General features: G+C 74.5%; 18 protein-coding genes and 1 pseudogene. 13 read left to right on the forward strand and 6 right to left on the reverse strand.

What is annotated here, in order from left to right:
- The first annotated feature begins 170 nt into the window (after positions 1-170).
- Positions 171-947 (forward strand): class I SAM-dependent methyltransferase, encoded by a 777-nt coding sequence (locus ACZ6EM_RS00950; protein WP_401050166.1) that lies wholly within the window; start codon positions 171-173, stop codon positions 945-947.
- A 119-nt stretch (positions 948-1066) separates the two neighbouring features.
- On the opposite strand, the gene ACZ6EM_RS00955 is transcribed toward ACZ6EM_RS00950, so the two are convergent.
- Positions 1067-2470: a carotenoid oxygenase family protein gene (locus ACZ6EM_RS00955; protein ID WP_452178139.1), complete on the reverse strand. Its 1404-nt coding sequence runs from the start codon at positions 2468-2470 to the stop codon at positions 1067-1069.
- Positions 2467-3102, reverse strand: coding sequence for a TetR/AcrR family transcriptional regulator (locus ACZ6EM_RS00960; protein WP_465771332.1), 636 nt, complete (start codon positions 3100-3102; stop codon positions 2467-2469). The genes ACZ6EM_RS00955 and ACZ6EM_RS00960 overlap by 4 nt, the downstream gene beginning before the upstream one ends.
- Before the next feature lie 130 nt (positions 3103-3232).
- Here ACZ6EM_RS00960 and ACZ6EM_RS00965 point away from each other — a divergent pair, with 130 nt between their 5' ends.
- The 11 genes from ACZ6EM_RS00965 to ACZ6EM_RS01015 all read left to right on the forward strand — a co-directional run bounded on the left by ACZ6EM_RS00965 (position 3233) and on the right by ACZ6EM_RS01015 (position 11851).
- The gene (locus ACZ6EM_RS00965) at positions 3233-4030 is read left to right on the forward strand and encodes a hypothetical protein (RefSeq protein WP_465771333.1); all 798 of its coding nucleotides are present in this window, start codon (positions 3233-3235) and stop codon (positions 4028-4030) included.
- Positions 4031-4328: 298 nt separating this feature from the next.
- On the forward strand, positions 4329-4658 hold the full coding sequence (locus tag ACZ6EM_RS00970) for a hypothetical protein (protein WP_359897392.1): 330 nt from the start codon (positions 4329-4331) through the stop codon (positions 4656-4658).
- Positions 4659-4690: 32 nt separating this feature from the next.
- Positions 4691-5380, forward strand: a complete 690-nt coding sequence (locus ACZ6EM_RS00975) for an alpha/beta hydrolase (protein WP_452178136.1) — start codon at positions 4691-4693, stop codon at positions 5378-5380.
- 320 nt (positions 5381-5700) lie between these two features.
- Complete coding sequence (locus tag ACZ6EM_RS00980; protein WP_465771334.1) at positions 5701-6888, forward strand: serine hydrolase domain-containing protein; 1188 nt, start codon at positions 5701-5703, stop codon at positions 6886-6888.
- A gap of 60 nt (positions 6889-6948) precedes the next feature.
- The gene (locus ACZ6EM_RS00985; protein ID WP_465771335.1) at positions 6949-7896 is read left to right on the forward strand and encodes an aminoglycoside phosphotransferase family protein; all 948 of its coding nucleotides are present in this window, start codon (positions 6949-6951) and stop codon (positions 7894-7896) included.
- A 167-nt stretch (positions 7897-8063) separates the two neighbouring features.
- A complete protein-coding gene (locus ACZ6EM_RS00990; protein WP_401054266.1) occupies positions 8064-8420 on the forward strand; it encodes a DUF6204 family protein in 357 nt (118 codons plus the stop codon).
- A gap of 74 nt (positions 8421-8494) precedes the next feature.
- Positions 8495-9040 carry a MarR family winged helix-turn-helix transcriptional regulator gene (locus ACZ6EM_RS00995; protein ID WP_401054267.1) on the forward strand — a complete coding sequence of 182 codons (546 nt, stop codon included), beginning with the start codon at positions 8495-8497 and terminating at the stop codon, positions 9038-9040.
- Between the two features lie 184 nt (positions 9041-9224).
- Positions 9225-9911 carry a class I SAM-dependent methyltransferase gene (locus ACZ6EM_RS01000; RefSeq protein ID WP_465771336.1) on the forward strand — a complete coding sequence of 229 codons (687 nt, stop codon included), beginning with the start codon at positions 9225-9227 and terminating at the stop codon, positions 9909-9911.
- Positions 9908-10255: a sulfurtransferase TusA family protein gene (locus tag ACZ6EM_RS01005; protein ID WP_465771337.1), complete on the forward strand. Its 348-nt coding sequence runs from the start codon at positions 9908-9910 to the stop codon at positions 10253-10255. The genes ACZ6EM_RS01000 and ACZ6EM_RS01005 overlap by 4 nt, the downstream gene beginning before the upstream one ends.
- Positions 10256-10379: 124 nt before the next feature.
- Positions 10380-11360: a polysaccharide deacetylase family protein gene (locus ACZ6EM_RS01010; RefSeq protein WP_465771338.1), complete on the forward strand. Its 981-nt coding sequence runs from the start codon at positions 10380-10382 to the stop codon at positions 11358-11360.
- A gap of 41 nt (positions 11361-11401) precedes the next feature.
- Entirely contained in the window at positions 11402-11851 is a 450-nt protein-coding gene (locus ACZ6EM_RS01015) for a hypothetical protein (protein ID WP_359897480.1), read from the forward strand.
- A gap of 72 nt (positions 11852-11923) precedes the next feature.
- Here the strand turns inward: ACZ6EM_RS01015 and ACZ6EM_RS01020 are convergent, their stop codons facing one another.
- From ACZ6EM_RS01020 to def, 4 genes are all read right to left on the reverse strand, one after another.
- On the reverse strand, positions 11924-12928 hold the full coding sequence (locus tag ACZ6EM_RS01020) for a MerR family transcriptional regulator (protein WP_465771339.1): 1005 nt from the start codon (positions 12926-12928) through the stop codon (positions 11924-11926).
- Between the two features lie 220 nt (positions 12929-13148).
- On the reverse strand, positions 13149-14582 hold the full coding sequence (locus tag ACZ6EM_RS01025) for an RsmB/NOP family class I SAM-dependent RNA methyltransferase (protein WP_401053236.1): 1434 nt from the start codon (positions 14580-14582) through the stop codon (positions 13149-13151).
- A 113-nt stretch (positions 14583-14695) separates the two neighbouring features.
- The gene (gene fmt, locus ACZ6EM_RS01030; RefSeq protein ID WP_401053234.1) at positions 14696-15634 is read right to left on the reverse strand and encodes a methionyl-tRNA formyltransferase; all 939 of its coding nucleotides are present in this window, start codon (positions 15632-15634) and stop codon (positions 14696-14698) included.
- A gap of 124 nt (positions 15635-15758) precedes the next feature.
- Positions 15759-16304, reverse strand: coding sequence for a peptide deformylase (gene def, locus ACZ6EM_RS01035; RefSeq protein WP_359897412.1), 546 nt, complete (start codon positions 16302-16304; stop codon positions 15759-15761).
- Between the two features lie 254 nt (positions 16305-16558).
- Here def and ACZ6EM_RS01040 point away from each other — a divergent pair.
- A pseudogene (locus ACZ6EM_RS01040) lies at positions 16559-16903 on the forward strand (hypothetical protein); the annotation flags it as partial.
- Positions 16904-16969 lie beyond the last annotated feature (66 nt).

The following is a 16969-nucleotide window of genomic DNA, read 5'->3' on the forward strand; positions in this document are numbered from 1 at the left end:
ATCCTCCCTCCGCGCGCCGGCTGCCGCCCGTCCGCGCCCCGTCCACCGTCGGCCCTGGCCGGCCCCCGTACGCCCCCTGCCCGCCCCCGTCCGACCGCCGTCCGACCGCCGGAAATCGATTGCCGGAAATCGATTGCCCGCCGCTGGGGCGCTGGCTAGCGTTGCCCGACATGACCGCGACCCCCGCCATCCCCGACTGGCGCACCGCCAACCGTGCGAACTGGGACGAGCGCGTGCCCGTCCACGCCACCGGCCCGTTCTACGACCTGCCCGGCTTCGTCGCGGGCCGTGACACCCTCCAGGACTACGAGCCCGCCGAGGTCGGCGACGTCACCGGTCGCACGCTGCTCCACCTCCAGTGCCACCTCGGGCTCGACACCCTCTCCTGGGCCCGCCGCGGCGCCGTCGTCACCGGGCTCGACTTCTCCGCCCCGGCCGTCGCGGCCGCCGCCGACCTCGCCGCCCGGATCGGCGCCGACGAGGCCCGGTTCGTCACCTCCGACGTCTACGAGGCCGCCGAGGCACTCGACGGACGGACGTACGACATCGTCTACACCGGTTTCGGCGCGCTCTGCTGGCTCCCCGACCTCACCCGCTGGGCCCGGACGGTCGCCGCGCTCCTCGCCCCCGGCGGCTTCCTCTACCTCGCCGAGCACCACCCGGTGGCCGACGTCCTCGCCGACGACGGGCGCAGCTTCGAGGAGGACTACTTCGAGCGCACCCCGATCGTCGTCGACTACCCCGGCACCTACGCCGACCCGGACGCCCGGCTCGACTCCACCGTCACCGTCCAGTGGCAGCACGGCCTCGGCGAGGTCGTCACCGCCCTGGCCGACGCCGGCCTGCGCCTGGACTTCCTCCACGAGCACGCCCACGCCCACTTCCGCGTCCCCGCCGGCTCCCCCGCGCCGCAGTCCTACTCCCTCCGCGCCACCCGGCCCCGCTGACCCCTCCCGGACCGCGCCCGGCTCTCCGCCCGGCTCACCGCCCGGCCCAGCGGCCTGCCCACGGGCGCGCCCTGAACGGCCTCCCGGCACGGCCTCCCTGGCGGGCACATATTGGCCCCTCAGCCTCGGCCCGGTTCCCCGCCCGGCACCCAGTTGCCGTGCAGGCCCAGGGGCACCCGCACCGGCAGGTGGATGCGGGCCACGGGCTCGCCGGTGAAGTCCTGGGCGGCGAGGATCACCAGGTCCGCCGCTCCCCGGTCCGGGTCGTGGACGTACGCCATCAGATACCCGTCGTCCTCCGCCGTCGGCGACTCGGCGGCGACGAACACCGCCTCGCCCACCGCCCCGTCGCGCCCGAACTCGTGGGCCTCGACGGTCCCCCGGCTCAGGTCGTGCTTGAGCAGGGCGTTGCTGAAGCCCTCGTCCGGGCGGTCGTCCCCGGGGCCGTTCGGCGGCGCGTAGAGCTCGACGGCGGCCGCGTAGCCGTAGCGGTAAGGGCGGCCGGTGTGAAGGGAGTTGACGCGCGGGAATTCCTGGACCCGGTCGTCCAGCCGCTCCTCCCGCACCGTCCCCGCCGCCAGGTCGATCGTCCAGCGGTCGAGCGTGGGCCGGCTCGCGCCGATGTCGCGCAGGTCGATGCCCGGCGGGTGCCGCACGACGTCGACCACCAGTGAGTCCGCCGTCCGCTCGTACGCGTTGAGGGTGTGGCCGACCAGGTGCGGCGCGAGCTCGAACCACCGCACCGCGCCGCCCTCGCGCGGCATCACCCCGATCCGCGCGGCGCGCCGCCCGTCCCAGGTGAAGGGCACCCCGGTGGCCAGGTGCGCCGCGCTGAACACCACCGGCGTGTCGTACAGCAGCACGAACCGCTCGGTGAGCGCGAAGTCGTGCATGTACGGGTTCCCGGGCACCTCGATCAACGTGCTGCGCCGGACGGCACCGGCGGCGTCCATCACGATGTGCTGCACCTGGTCGGAGCCGTACCGGAAGGCCAGCGAGTGCAGTTCCCCGCTGTGCGGGTCGAGGATCGAGTGGGCGTTGGCGGAGAACCCCTCCGGCGTGGCGCCCAGTTCGCACGGCCCCACCGTGTCCAGCTCGTAGGTGAGTTCGTACGGGCGGATGCCGCCCTCGATCAGCGCGTAGGTGCGCCCGGCGAGGCCCGCGACCTGCACGTTGGGGGAGATGTCCAGCCGCTCGTCGACGGGCGTGCCGCGCCGGGGCTCGCCGAGCCGGTCGGCGACCGCACCGGAGCGGACCCAGCGGTTGCGGTACCACTCGGCGCGCCCGTCCCGGATCCGGACACCGTGCACCATGCCCGCGCCGAGGGTCCACAGGTGCGCGGCCGGATCCTCGATGCCCAGCGGATTGGGGCCGTTGCGCAGGTAGCGCCCGTCGAGGTGGGCCGGTATGCGGCCGGTGACGGGCAGGTCGTGGGCGGTGACCTCCTCGGTCACCGGGGCGAAGTTCCCGCGCAGGAAGCGGTTGCGGCTCGTGCCGCCACGGTCCGGGCCGTCGGTGCTCATGGTGTCGACCTCTCGTCAGGTGATGGGATGGCGGCGGCGAAGGCCCGTCCCAGTGCGGCCATCAGCGCCTCGTAGCGCGCCCCGGCCTCGGCCGGCGCGAAGTGGCCGGCGAGTTCCAGGCTCACCGCGCCGTGGGTGGCCGCCCAGAAGAGCTTGGAGACCTCGCGGGCGTCGCCGGGCCGGAAGACCCCGGCCGCGATGCAGGCCTCCACGGCGGCCACCGAGGCACCGAACGCGCCGTCCGCGACGGCCAACGCCGCGGCGCCAGGGCGGAATCCGGGGACCGGCTGCTCGAACATCACCCGGTAGTAGGCGGGTTCGGCGATCGCCCGCTCCCGGTAGGCCCGGCCGAGCTCGGTCAGATAGGCCAACGGGTCGACCCCGCACGGGACTTGCTCCTGTGCCCGGCGCAGCCGCGCGAAGCCCTCCCGGTACAGCGCGTCCAGCAGACCCTCCTTCCCGCCGAACATCGTGTACAGCACCTTGGTCGAGGAGCCGATCTCGGCGGCGATCCGGCGCACGGTCAGTGCGGCGGGGCCTTCGGCGACGAGGAGGGCGATGGCGCGGTCGAGGATCACGGCGCGCACGGCATCCTGGCCGACCCGCTGCGCGTCCTGGTAGGGCGTGCTCATGGGTAACAACGTAACCGACGGGAAACAGTGTTACCACCCTTTGCGCGCAACGGTTTTCGAAACCCACCCGACCCGACCACCCAGCCGCCCTGGCTAGACTGGCGCGCTCGAAAGCCGAGGGGAGTCAGCGATGAGCGGTGCCACCCGCTGCGACCAGGTCGCGGCCGAGGCGGGCATGGGTGAACGGCGGCGGCTGTACCGGACGAGCCGCCGGATCGGCGACGGCGTGGGCAAATGGGGCCTGGGACTGCCCGGCATCCTCGTCATCGCCGCCTCCGGCTGGACCTGGTGGGGCGCCGTCCTCGCGGTCGCCGCCGTGACAGCGGCCGCCTGGGCCTACAAGAACGTGCCGCCGCGCTCCGGGCTGGTCGCCGTGGCGCGCTACGAGGGCGGCCTCGTCCTCCACCACGCCGGCGGCGACTTCCGCGCCCTGCCCTGGGAGGCCATCGAGAGCTACGAGTACATACCCTCCCGGACGGAATTCCGCGGCAACCTGAGCATCGAGCACTTCGGCCACGTCGTCATCCTGGCGCGCGGCCGTGAAACCCCCTTCGTGGTCTCGAAACTGGCGGGCCGTTACGAACCGGGGCTGGCCGAGGCCATCCGCGCGGGCCTGATGCCGCGCTGCACCGCGCCGCTGCACGAGCGGTTCGAGGAAGAGGGGCACGTCGTATTCGGGACGGTGCTCGGCGTGCTGCCCGAGGGACTCCTCGTCGACCCCGGCAGCGACCACCGCACGGCCCCGCTGCCGTGGAGCGACCTCCAGGACGTCACCGCCGAGAACACGCGCGAGCTCCGGATCACGGCGCGCACCGAACTGATCCCGGGCGAACGGGTCGTCACCCGCGTCCTCGCCGATGCGGACGTCGTCGCGGCGTTCCTCCGGGAGACCCGGGAGAAACTCCTGCCGGAGCAGCACGCCGAGTGACCGGGGCCGCGTGACCGAGGCCGCGGCCCCACCCCGAGCGCACCGGTCGACTCGACGGCCGCCCGCCAGGGCGCGCCAACCCTGCGCCACGGTGCGACCGTTGACATGCGCCGGGCATCCGTCGCAGCACCGGCGGCACCGGGTCCGCGCGCCGTGCTGCGCCGACCGGGTCAACCTCGGCACCGGACTGTACGCGGACGCCCGGTCGGCTCGTTCTGCTGTACATGCCTCCCCCGATCCCGACGCCACCGCCGCTGCCCGCACACAGCACCGCACGGAACGCCGCTCGGAGGTTCCCGTGGCCGTGATCGGCCGTGCGGCGGCCACCGTGGTCGCACTGGGCATCCTGCTCATCCCGGCGGCCGTCACGGCGGGCACCGACCTGCCGCCCGAGCTCGGCGCGGGCTGGTGGGAGGTGTCGGCCAACGCCGCCAACGTCCGGGTCGACCACTTCGGCGAGGAGACCGTCGTCGGGTTAGCCCGTTCGGGTGACCGGGTCGAGGTCGTGGACACCTGGACCTCACCGCTCGGCGCCCGCTGGGCGAAGGTCATGGTGGTGCGCACCCGGGTCTCCGGCTGGGTCCTGTGGTCCCTCCTCGCGCACCGGGACCCGTCCTCGGAACCGTAGAATCCGCCTGTACACATCAGGAGGGATTTCGCGTGTTCCGAGCGCAGCGTCCGCGCACCGCAGAGCTGACCGCACGACAGGGAGAGGGGCCGGTCGACGGCATCGCCCTGCTGCTGCCGGGCGGCTTCCTCCGCAGTCGGCGAGCACCGCTGAAGGTCGCCGAGCTGGGCCTGCGGGACCTGGCCACCGAGCTCACCGACCGCGGCCGGCCGCACGGCCTCGCGGTGCACCTGCTGCGCTACCGCCACGGCGGCTGGAACGGCGCCGACGCCGACACCGCCGTCGACACCCGCTGGGCGCTCGACGAGCTGGCCCGGCTGTACCCGGGCAGGCCCGTCGTCCTGATCGGCAACTCGCTGGGCGGGCGGGCCGCCTTCTGGTGCGCCGGGCACCCGTCGGTGGTCGGCGTCGCCGGGATCGCTCCCTGGCTGCCCAGCGGCGATCCGGTCGACCAGCTGGCCGGGCGGCGGGTGCTGATCGTCCACGGCACCGGGGACCACAGCTCGGCCAGTGCCACCCAGTCCCTGGAGTACGCGCTGCGCGCCCGGCGGGTCGTCCCGGACCTCGCGCGGTACGAGGCTCCGGGCGCCAACCACCTGCTGATCCGCGAGTCCCGCGACATCAGCGCGCTGACCACCGCGTTCACCCTCGCCACCCTGGGCGCCGAGCCCGCCCCGCTGATGACGGGAGCGGTCTGCACCCGGCTCCCGGCCCGGGTCTAGGCCCCGGCCCCACCGCACCCCGCACCATCCCGCGCCGTCCCGCGCCCCGGGCCTCCCCTGCCGATCGGCAGGGGAGGCCCGGTCACTTTCCGGCGGAATTCCTGCCGATCGGCACATGCGCGAACGGGGTTCCGGCGATCAGTCTTGGAGTCACCGCGACGGCGGCCATCCGGGCCGCCGTGGAAGTGAGTCTCCACCGTGTTCCACGACCACGATCTCCACCTCCGCGCCGACCGGATGCACCTGAACGCCCGTCAGCTTCGTGTTCTCCGGGGCGGATCACTCCGCCCCTCACCCGTCCTCACGACACCGGAGAACTCATGCCCGTCACCAAGCCCGCCGCCCTCGCGCTCGGCCTCGCCGCCCTGCTCCTCACGGCCGTGCCTGCCGCACCCGCCCTCGGCCAGGCGCCGCCCGGCGGTCCCGATCCGGTCGTCCTCGATGCCGCGATCGCCCACCGGCCGGGGGACCCTGCGGCGGGCGTGATCGCCCGGGTGACGGTCGACGGCCGGGCCTGGCGCGGCAGTGCCGGCGATCCGGTGAGCGGGCGGCCGGTGGCGTCGAACGCCGCGTTCCGGATCGGCAGCATCAACAAGACCTTCGTCGCCGCGGTGGTGCTCCAGCTCGCCGCCGAACAGCGGATCTCCCTGGACGGCACCGTCCAGCGGTACCTGCCCGGCACGCTGCCCGCCGACTTCACCCTGCCGATCACCGTCCGTCAACTCCTCGACCACACCAGCGGACTGCCACAGGCCGTCGAGGGTCCGAACACCCAGGATCCCGACGAACTGATAGCGCGCCGCTTCGGGCTGGAGACGCTCGACCAGGTCGTCCAGAAGACGCTCCACCCCGAGGACGGGCACGAGGTCACTCCGTCCTTCGCCCCGGGATCCGCCCAGGAGTACAACAACTTCAACTACCGGCTGGCGGGCCGGATCATCGAGCAGGTGACCGGGCACACGATCAGGGAAGAGGTGACGGCCCGCATCCTGAAGCCGCTCGGCCTGCGGCACACCGAGGTGCCGGAAGGCAGGCCGACGATGCCCGAGCCCCACCTGACCGGCTACTTCACCGACAGGGCCGGCGCCCCGATCGACGTCTCCGAGCAGGGCGGCAACTCGGAGTCGATGGTGTCCACCCCGGCCGACCTGGACGTCTTCCTGCGCGCCCTGCTGGACGGCGAACTCCTGCCGCCCCAGCAGCTGAACGACCTGCTCACCCTGCCGCGGGACGCCTCCGGCCGGCTGCTGCCCGTGCGCGGAGCCGGCGAGTGCCAGTTCGGTCCGGACAAGGGACGGGCCTGCTACAGCGCCGGGCTGATGGCCATCCCCCTACAGGACGGCACGGTGCTCTGGGGCAAGACCGGGCACGACCTCGGGTACTCCGACGGCTTCTTCACCACCCCGGACCTGCGCAGGAGGCTGGTCTACTCCGTCGGCGCCGGGACCGGCACCCCGGCACCGGCGCTCCGCCTCGCCGCCACGACCTTCGGGCCCTTCGCGCCCTGAGCCCGACCGAACCAGCGACCGCACCGACCCCCCTCCTCCCCCACCCTCGAAAGGACCCGAATGATCAGCATTCCCGGCGGGCTCGCCCGCACCACCGTCGACCGCGAGGGAGCCCCCGGCGCGACCTGGATCGCCGAACTCCCCGGTCTCGCCGCCGAACTGCTGGAACGCTGGCACTGCGTGCCGGACGGCGCCGCCACCCACGGCGGCGTCGGCCTGATCCTCCCGGTCCGTCAGGCAGCCGGGCGCGCGGCCGTGCTGAAGGTGTCGTTCCCCCACCCGGGCAACGTGCACGAGCCGGACGCCCTCGCGGTGTGGGCGGGCCGGGGAGCCGTCCGGCTGTACGAACGGGACGACGAGCGCTTCGCGATGCTGCTCGAACGGGCGGGCCCGACGACGCTCGCGGAGGTCCGGGACGGCGACGAGGTGCTGACGGCCGCCGGGCGGCTCAGCCGCCGGCTCGCCGTCCCGGCACCACCGGGCCTGCCCCGGCTGAGCGAGCAGGCGGCCGGCTGGGAGGACCGGCTGCGCACCGACGCGGCCTCCCTGCCCCACGCCCTGTCGGCCCGCGCGGTGGGCTCCGCCCTCGCGACCGTCCGCGACCTCGCCCGCGTCCAGCCGGAGGTGCTCGTCCACGGCGACCTCCACCCCCGCAACATCCTGCGGGCCGAGCGCGCACCCTGGCTGGCCGTGGACCCCAAGGGCTGCGTGGGAGACCGGGCCCACGACGGCGGCACCCTGCTCACCGTCCACGCCCTGACCCTGGTCGACGCGACGACCCTGCTCAACGCGACGGATGTGCGCCGCGCCGTCCTCCGCGCGCTCGACGTTTTCACCGAGGCCGCCGGGCTGGACCGCGAACGCACCCGCCGCTGGACCCAACTCCACGCCGTCCAGGCCGCCTTCCGGGGCCGACGGCACGGATTCCGGCGTGCCCGGGGAGGCCCCGAGCTCGCCCGGCTCACCCGGCACGCGGACGGGCTCGCCGAAGCACTCACCCCCGGCTGACCGCGTCCAAACCCGACCACACCCGCCCGACCGCATCCACCCGGCGCACCCGCCCGGTCCCGCGCTGCCGCTCGATCACCGGATCGATCACCGGATCGGGCCGCCGCGCCACCGCGCCGCCGAAATCGTGTTGGCGGCCGGCGGTCCGTGCTGCCTATGGTCGGGGGATGACCACTCGAACCTTCCGCATCATGGTGCGCGGCGTCTTCGACGGCCTCACCGACGAACAGCGCGCCGAACTGCTCGCCGCCGCACCCGCGCACGACGTGCTGCACGCCGCCTTCACCCGCGAGGGCCACCTCAGCTACGACCTCTCCGCACGGGCCGCCTTCACCTTCCGCTTCCTCGACGAGGGCGAGGCCGAGGAGGACATCCTGGAGGCCACCGAGCGGGCCGAGCAGTCGGCGCGGGACTGGCTGGCCGGACGCGGCTACGGCTGCAAGAACCTCCGCTCCCAGGCCGAGGACCTCTCCCGGGCGCCGCTCGGCAAGCGTCAGCGCCGCGCCGCCGCCACCGGTCGCTGAGCCGACCCCTCCCCCTCCGCCACCTCCTTGACGGCTTCCTCCCGGGATATACTTGAGCAGTCAAGGAGGTGGCAATGACAGACCAGCCGGTCCAGCCCGAGCAGCCGGACCAATCGGAGCAGGTGGGACCCGTACGGCAGACCGCGACCGCACCGGCCACGCCGGGCCCAAGCCCCGACCCGTTGGACACCGCCCTGCGGCTGGTCCGCGCCCAGACGGCCGTGGTCAAGCGCTTCGACGCGAGCCTCGGCGGCCTGCACGGCGTCAGCCTGGCCGACTTCACGATGCTGCTCCACCTCTCCCAGGCCCCCGGCAGCCGGATGCGCCGGGTCGACCTCGCCGAAGCCCTCGGGCTCACCGCCTCCGGCGTGACCCGCGGCCTCGCGCCGCTGGAGCGGATCGGCCTGGTCGCCCGCGAGGCCGCCGCCCGCGATGCCCGGGTCGCCTACGCCGCCCTCACCCCGACCGGGCGTGAGCGTCTCGCCGAGATGCTGCACACCGCCCGCCAGGTCGCCGCCGACCACTTCGCGGCCGAGCAGTGGAGCCCCGAGGACCTCGGCCGGCTGTCCACCCTGCTCACCCGCCTCGGCGGAACCGCCCCCGGCCAGCGCCTCGCCTGATCCGCCCGGACCCGCACCCACCACCCGCCCACCCTGCCCGCACGCACCGCCACCACCCCCGCCAGTCCCGCCGTCGGACCCCACCTCCTAGGCTGGCCCCGCACGACACGTACCGCCCGCACCACCCGAACCGACAGCACCGACAGCACCGCGCGCACCGCACCACCCCGCGAAGGGCAGCACCATGACCGACACCCCCGGCACCGGGCCCGGCCTGGAAAGCGCCCTCGCCGACGCCCAACGCGCGCACTGGCAGCAGACCTACACCGCCAACCCGGGCATGTACGGCGAGCGACCCTCGGCCCCCGCCGAGTACGCCGCCGAGGTGTTCGCCGCCGCCGGAGCCCGGGACGTACTGGAACTCGGCGCCGGCCACGGGCGCGACGCGCTGCACCTCGCCCGTACGGGCTTCCGTGTGCTGGCCGCCGACTTCAGCCCGACCGCCCTGCACCAGCTGCGCACCGCCGCCACGGACCAGGAACTGGCCGACCGGCTCTCGGTCCTCGCCCATGACGTCCGCGACCCGCTGCCCCTTCCCGACGCCTCCGTCGACGCGGTCTTCGCCCACATGCTGGTCTGCATGGCGCTCTCCACCGAGGAGATCGAGGCGCTCGTCGCCGAGGTCCGCCGGGTCCTGCGCCCGGGCGGCACCTTCGTCTTCACCGTCCGCCACACCGGCGACGCCCACTACGGCGCCGGCACCGGCCACGGGGACGACATCTGGGAGCACGGCGGCTTCGCCGTCCACTTCTTCCCCCGCGAACTGGTGGACGCGCTCGCCGAAGGCTGGCGCCTGACCGACGTCCATCCCTTCGAGGAGGGCGAACTGCCCCGCCGCCTCTGGCGCATCACCCAGGAGACCCCCCGATGACCGCACCCGACGCCGCCACCCCCGACGCCGCCAAGGCCGGCACCCCCGACGCCACCGCCCCCGACCTCACCGTCGACGGCACCGGCCTGCTCTGCGTCCAGTTGCTGCTCCGGCTGCGCGCGCAGATCGCGCACCTCCCGGCCGGCGCCGTGGTCCACATCCACACCACCGACCCCGCCGCCCCGCTCGACCTCCCCGCCTGGTGCCATCTGACCGGCCACGCCTACCTCGGTCAGGTCCCGTACGAGGCCACCGACCGCGAGGTGTACGCGCTGCGGCTCACCTCCGCCCCGGTCCGCACCCGCCCCGACCGCCCCTGGCACCCGGCTCCCGCCACCGACTGACCGACCCCACCCTCCGCTCGCCCCACGCCGCCGCTCGTGCCGTCCCGCCGGACGCCCACCCCGCCCGACCGCGTCGCCCGGAAACCCCGCGCATCCACCCCCACCGCCGGGACAGACTGCGTCCATGCCCGCAGCCGACGCCACGCCCGCACCCCCGCCCTCACCCACACCCCCCACCGCCAACCACCTCCTCGGCCACCCGCCCGACGCCCGCCTCCTGCTGCTCAACTGCGACGACCTCGGCCTGGACGAGTCCGTCAACCTCGCCGTGGTCGACGCCGTCCGGAACGGCATCGCCGCCTCCTGCAGCCTGATGACGCCCTGCGCCGCCGCGCCGCACGCGCTCCGGCTGCTGCGCCGGCACCCTGAGGTCCCCTTCGGCGTCCATCTCACGCTGGTCTGCGAGTCCGCGGACCATCGCTGGGGTCCGCTCGCCGCCCGGGACCGGGTGCCCTCCCTCCTCGACGCCTCCGGAGGGTTCTTCGCCCCCACCCCCGCCGGACGCGCCGCACTGCTCGCCCGGGCCCGACTCGACGACGTCGAGCGCGAGTTCCGTGCCCAGATCGACGCGGTCGCGGCGGCCGGCCTCGCCCCGACCCACCTCGACTTCCACTGCCTGGCCGACGGCGGCCGCGAGGACGTCCTCGACCTCACCCTCGCCCTCGGCGCCGAGTACGGCCTGGCGGTCCGGGTCTGGCTGCCGCCCGCACTCGCCCGGCTGCGCGCGCAGGGCCTGCCGGTGGTGGACCACGGCTTCCTCGACAGCTTCACCGTCCCCCTGGAGGACAAGCCCGCCCACTACGCCCGCCTGCTCGCCGCACTCCCCCCGGGCCTCACCGAGTGGGCCCTGCACCCCAGCACGGCCGGCCCGAGGACGGACGCGAAGGCAGACTCGAACCGCCACGGCCCGAACCGCCACGCCCCGGACGACGGTTGGCGCGTCCGGCGCACCGACCACGCGTTCCTCGTCTCCCCCGAGGCCCGCCGGCTGCTCACCGAGCTCGGCATCACCGTCCTCGGCTACCGCACGCTCCAGGAGGCCTGGCAGCGGGCCCGAGGACGGCTCACGGCCGAGGCCCCCGGGCCGCCCGGTGTGCCACGATGAGGAGGTACGAACGATCCAGCGCCACAGGGAGGTTGACCGCCGTGGACCCGATCATCAGCTGCCGCTGGCAGGACCCGAACGGCGAGTGGGCCCTGACCGTCGGCCACAACGGCGACGACTGGGAACTGCTCGCCTCCGCCCCCGCCTGGTCGGAGTCGATCCCCTTCTCGAACCCGGACGAGGTCCGCCGGCTCGCCCAGGCGCTGCTGGACCTGCCCGCCGACCCCGAGCCGTACGAGTTCGAATGGCAGCTCTCCCGCGCCGGTTCGGCCCCGGCCGAGGGCAAGCAGCAGCCGCACTTCGCGACCTTCGCCGTCGGCCTCGACCCCACCGACGACCACCGCCCCTACCTCGCCTACCAGTCCTACTACGACCTGGGCCGGGCGACCGGAATCGGCCTGGAGGTGATCTGCGAGGACCCGCCGGTCGACCACCTCCGCGCCCAGGCCCACGCCTTCCTCACCACCTTCCCCGGCCCCGCCCGCCGATAGCCCCACCCCGCCTTCCGGCACCCCCAGCCGCATCCGCACCCCCCGTCACGCGCCCCCGACCCCCGCACCGGCTCACGCCACGGCGCGCACCGCCCAGTTCACCTCGGCCGCCCAACTCTCCGGTGCAACCCATCCGTTGACCACCGCCAGCAGCTCCAGGTACCGCTCCCGCCGCGGATCGGCCATCGCCCCCAGCCGCTCCGCCAAACGGTCACGCAGCGCCCCGGCGTCTCCCGGCACCGCCCCCGCGCACCACCGCCCGTACCGCTCCACCAACTCCGCGACGACGGCCGCCGCCTCCACCGACTCCGGCTCCACCCCGGCCTCGACCGCCGGTCCGGCCAACTCCCTCACTGCCACGGCCAGTCCGGGCCTCGGCACATGCGCAGCGGTCCGCACCGCCCCGGCCGCCCCCTCCGCCGCTTCCGCCTCGGCCGCCTCGGCCTCGGCGAGCCCGCGCAGCAGCGCCCGGAACCCAGTGTCCCCCGCCAGCCGCGCCAACTCCACCCAGGCCTCGACCTGTTCGACCGACGGTTCCTCCGGCAGCTCCGGCGTCAACGAGCGTGCCACGGCGGCGAACCGCCCGCCGTTCCCGATCCCACCGCCCCCTGTCCCGCCGCCCCCCGTCCCACCGTCCCCGATCCTGCCGAACACCCCCGCCAGGAACTCCCCGATCAGGTGTCCCCGTTCGTCCTCCGTGAGCCGGGCCAACTGGTGCACGAGCGTCAACTCCTCAGGCGTCGAGCCGAGCCTGGCCACCGTCCCGAGCACGGCCCGCCGCAGTCGCAGCACCCGGATCTGGACGTCGATCGCCTCCGCCTGCGCGGCGGCGACATCGGCCGGTGTCAGTTCGCGCTCCACCACCCGCCGGATCGCGGGCAGTCCGAGCCCGAGCTCCCGCAGGGTGCGGACCAGTTCCAGGCGCGCGACGGCGTCGGCGCCGTACCGCCGGTGGCCGGCCGGGTTGCGGTCGGCCGGCGGCACGATCCCCTGGTTCGAGTAGAAGCGGACGGTCTTGACCGTCAGCCCCGTCCGTCGGGCCAGCTCACCGATGGTGTACGTCGTGTCGCCGTTCATGGCACCACCCTGCTACCTCCCCCCACGGGAGGTGCAAGCCCCCTCACCCGCGAGGCCCGCGAGGCCTGCGAGGCCCCTGGGACCGGTGGGGCCCGTCGGGCCCGCGATGGAAACCGACGCCTGACACGGTGTCAACCCGCCCCGGGCCGACGGCGGATCCCCGACGGAACGAGCCGCCGGTGTCGCCTCCCCGCCGGGGGGAGGCGACACCGGAAGGGCCTCAGGCGGTGCGGCGCAGCAGCGCCAGGTACATCGCGTCGGTCCCGTGCAGGTGCGGCCACAGCTGCACGTCCGGCCCGTCGCCGAGCGCCGGGACGCCGGGCAGCAGCGGGCGCGCGTCGATCCACTCGACCCGGCCGTCCTCGGCCCGCAGCACGTCGTCCACGACCGCGCGGGTCTCCGCGAGGTGCGGCGAGCAGGTCGCGTAGCCGACCACGCCGCCGACCCGGGTGGCATCGATCGCCGAGCGCAGCAGGTCCCGCTGGAGCGGGCCGAAGGCCGCGACGTCGGCCGGCCGGCGCCGCCAGCGCGCCTCCGGGCGGCGGCGCAGCGCGCCGAGGCCGGAGCACGGCACGTCGACCAGCACCCGGTCGAAGCCGCCGGACCGCCAGGCCGGGCGCGTCCCGTCGGCCGCGATCACGGTGTACGGGCCGGGGTTGCCGGCCAGCGCCCGCGCCACCAGCCGGGCCCGGTGCGGCTGCTTCTCGCTCGCGACCAGGGCCGCGCCCCGCTCGGCGGCGAGCGCGCCGAGCAGCGCGGCCTTGCCGCCGGGGCCGGCGCAGCCGTCCAGCCAGAGCCGGTCCGGCCCCTCCAGCGGCGCCGCCGCCAGCGCCAGCGCGACCAGCTGGCTGCCTTCGTCCTGAACGCCCGCCCGGTTCTCCTGCACCGCCGCGATCGATCCCGGGTCGCCGCCCTCGGCGAGCCGCAGCGCGAACGGGGACCAGCGGCCCGGCTCGGCCTCCGGCAGCGCCTCGGCGAGCTCGCCGACGGTGGCCCGGCCGGGGCGGGCGACCAGGGTGACCTCGGGCCGCTCGTTGTCGGCCCGCAGCAGCTCCTCCATCGCGGTGCGCCCGGAGGCGTCCGGCTGCCAGCGGCCGAGCGAGTCCCAGAGCGCGGAGACGACCCAGCGCGGGTGCGAGTGGACGACGGCCAGGTGGTCCTCGGCGTCCTTGTCGTACGGCGGGGCGACCTTCTCGATCCAGGCGTCCAGGTCGTGGGCGCTGATCCGGCGGAGCACGGCGTTGACGAACTTGGCCTTGCCGTCGCCGAGCACCACCCGGGCCAGTTCGACGGTCGCCGAGACGGCCGCGTGGCTGGGGATGCGGGTGGTGAGCAGCTGGTGCGCGCCGAGCGAGAGCACGTCCAGCACCGGCGGGTCGACCTTGCCGAGCGGCCGGTCGATGCAGGCGGCGATGATCGCGTCGTAGGTGCCCTGCAGGCGCAGGGTGCCGTAGACCAGCTCGGTGGCGAGGGCGGCGTCGCGCCGGTCCATGCCCTTCTGCTCGGCCTCGCGGAGCAGTGAGGGCAGGATCAGGTTGGCGTACGCGTCCCGCTCGTCGACGGCGCGCAGGGCGCGGAACGCGACGATCCGGGCCGGGTCCTTCTTCGGGCGGCGGTGCGGGCGGGGGGCGCGGTTGGCGCTGGGGGTGGTCACAGGTGCCTCAAGGTGCTGCGGTGGTTATCGACGAACTCGGACGAACGACAGATTTGAACGAACAAGGGCGATCTCAATCGATCTCAAACGAACAGTAGCGCCAAACCGGAGCGTCAGCCCCCGAGGCGCTCCCCCTCCTCCAGCCGCGCGCCCCGGGCCCAGTCGGCGGCCCGCATCTCCTTCTTCCCCTGCGGACGCACCTCCCCCAGCTCCACGTCGTGGCTGCCGGTGCCGACCCGGACGCTGTTCTTGCCCGCCATCGCGACCTCGCCCGGCGCCAGCTCGGCGGAGTCCGGCAGCAGCCGGACCGGCCCGGTGACCTTCAGCCGCTCGCCCCGGAACTCCGTCCAGGCACCCGGCGCCGGCGCGCAGCCGCGCACGACCCGGTCGATCCGCAGCGCGGGGTGGCTCCAGTCGATCCGCGCGTCCTCGACGGTGATCTTCGGCGCGAGCGTGACGCCCTCGGCCGGCTGCGGCACGGCGTGCAGGGAGCCGTCCTCGATGCCGTCCATGGTGGCCGCGAGCAGCCGCGCGCCGGAGTGCGAGAGCCGGGTGAGCAGCTCACCGCTGGTGTCGGCCGGGCGGATCTCCTCGGTGATCACGCCGTAGACCGGGCCGGAGTCCAGGCCCTGCTCGATCAGGAAGGTGGAGGCGCCGGTGACCTCGTCGCCGGCCAGCACCGCGTGCTGGACCGGGGCCGCGCCGCGCCAGGCGGGCAGCAGCGAGAAGTGCAGGTTGACCCAGCCGTACGTGGGGATCTCCAGCGTGCCGGGGCGCAGCAGGGCGCCGTAGGCGACCACCGGGCAGCAGTCGGGCGCGAGTTCGGTGAGCCGGGCGACGAAGTCCGGGTCGCTCGGCTTCACCGGCTTGAGGACCTCGATCCCGGCCTCCTCGGCGCGCTGGGCGACGGGGCTGGCGACCAGCTTGCGCCCGCGCCCGGCCGGAGCGTCCGGGCGGGTGACCACCGCGACGACCTCGTGCCGGTCCGAGGCGAGCAGGGCGTCCAGGGCGGGAACGGCGACCTCGGGGGTGCCGGCGAAGACGAGACGCATCAAGGGCCTTTCTGCAAAAAGAAGTTCGAGAAGCCGGCGGAACCCGACCGGAGTCGGCGAGGAGCCGGCGGAAGTCGGTCGAGCCCGGCCGACGTCAGCGGAGATCAGCCGGAACGGGCGGAAGTCAGCGGGCGGAACCGAAGGTGCTGTGCGGCGAGACCTTGACCACCGGAGCCGACCCACCGTCCCAGTCCGCCTCCCGGATCGCCTTCAGCGCGGCCTTGCGCTGCTCGCGGTCGAGCCGGTCGATGAAGATGATGCCGTCCAGGTGGTCGGTCTCGTGCTGGATGCACCGGGCGAGCAGCTGAGTACCCTCCAAGGTCACCGGATCGCCGTACATGTTGAAGCCCCTGGCCACCACGCCGTACGCGCGCTTGGTGTCGTAGCGCAGGCCGGGCAGCGACAGGCAGCCCTCGGGACCGTCCTGCTCCTCCTCGCTCAGCGACAGGTCCGGGTTGATCAGGTGCCCGGTGACGCCGTCCACGTGGTACGTGAACACCCGCAGGGAGACGCCGAGTTGGGGCGCGGCGAGGCCGGCCCCGGGAGCGTCCAGCATGGTGTCGGTGAGGTCGTGGACCAGCTTGCGCAGTTCCTTGTCGAAGGTGGTCACCGGCTTCGCGGTGGACCGCAGAACGGGGTCTCCGAAGAGACGGATCGGCTGGATCGCCACGGGGTACGGGCTCCTGTCCGTAGGGGCGCGGGCTGCGGTCGGCCGCTGGTTCACCCGCCAGTCTATGCAACCCGTACGGCCGTTCGCCGGGGGCTTCCCCGGGGCCCGGATCGGCGGCCGGCACGGCCCGACTGTGCCCAGCCGCGTTACCCCGGCCCCCGCTTCGGCGTTGGTCAAGAGAGATTGACCGGGCCGGGCGCACGGGACACCGCGTGCCGGCCGAGCCGAACCGTACGGAAGGTGGCACGTAGGCCATGGCCGAGCAGATCAACCACGACGCACGGGCGCGGGCGAGCCTGCACCTGCTGGTGCGGGACATCGAGCGGGTGAGGCGGCAGGTCGACGCGCTGCGGACGCTCACCGCTCAACTGGGCAACGTCTACCGTCCGCGCCGACCGAGCACCTCGGCCGGCTTCGTGGTGTACGGGCGGGCGCCGGCGCCGACCGTGCGCCTGGCGCAGGAACTGCGGGAAAGCGTGGAGACCCTGGTGGCGGCGGCGGTCGAGTTCGACCGGGCGCTGGGCTTCTCCTGGGACTCGGTGGGCTCCGCCCTCGGGGTCACCAAGCAGGCCGTGCACCGGCGCTACGGCATGCGCCGCCCGACCAGCGAGCTCCTCGCCGCGAGCGGTGGCGTCCCGGGCCAGAGCCGCCCGGACCGCGCCGAC

This window comes from Kitasatospora sp. NPDC041917, assembly GCF_055589745.1.

Excerpts from the sequence above, each read along its gene's own strand:
- ACZ6EM_RS00950 (WP_401050166.1), top strand. The coding sequence starts at position 171 with ATGACCGCGACCCCCGCCATCCCCGACTGGCGCACCGCCAACCGTGCG.
- ACZ6EM_RS01000 (WP_465771336.1), top strand. The coding sequence starts at position 9,225 with ATGACCGACACCCCCGGCACCGGGCCCGGCCTGGAAAGCGCCCTCGCC.
- ACZ6EM_RS00985 (WP_465771335.1), top strand. The coding sequence starts at position 6,949 with ATGATCAGCATTCCCGGCGGGCTCGCCCGCACCACCGTCGACCGCGAG.
- ACZ6EM_RS00995 (WP_401054267.1), top strand. The coding sequence starts at position 8,495 with ATGACAGACCAGCCGGTCCAGCCCGAGCAGCCGGACCAATCGGAGCAG.
- ACZ6EM_RS00955 (WP_452178139.1), bottom strand. The coding sequence starts at position 2,470 with ATGAGCACCGACGGCCCGGACCGTGGCGGCACGAGCCGCAACCGCTTC.
- ACZ6EM_RS01010 (WP_465771338.1), top strand. The coding sequence starts at position 10,380 with ATGCCCGCAGCCGACGCCACGCCCGCACCCCCGCCCTCACCCACACCC.
- fmt (WP_401053234.1), bottom strand. The coding sequence starts at position 15,634 with ATGCGTCTCGTCTTCGCCGGCACCCCCGAGGTCGCCGTTCCCGCCCTG.
- ACZ6EM_RS00960 (WP_465771332.1), bottom strand. The coding sequence starts at position 3,102 with ATGAGCACGCCCTACCAGGACGCGCAGCGGGTCGGCCAGGATGCCGTG.
- ACZ6EM_RS00980 (WP_465771334.1), top strand. The coding sequence starts at position 5,701 with ATGCCCGTCACCAAGCCCGCCGCCCTCGCGCTCGGCCTCGCCGCCCTG.
- ACZ6EM_RS01020 (WP_465771339.1), bottom strand. The coding sequence starts at position 12,928 with ATGAACGGCGACACGACGTACACCATCGGTGAGCTGGCCCGACGGACG.
- ACZ6EM_RS01005 (WP_465771337.1), top strand. The coding sequence starts at position 9,908 with ATGACCGCACCCGACGCCGCCACCCCCGACGCCGCCAAGGCCGGCACC.
- ACZ6EM_RS00990 (WP_401054266.1), top strand. The coding sequence starts at position 8,064 with ATGACCACTCGAACCTTCCGCATCATGGTGCGCGGCGTCTTCGACGGC.
- ACZ6EM_RS00965 (WP_465771333.1), top strand. The coding sequence starts at position 3,233 with ATGAGCGGTGCCACCCGCTGCGACCAGGTCGCGGCCGAGGCGGGCATG.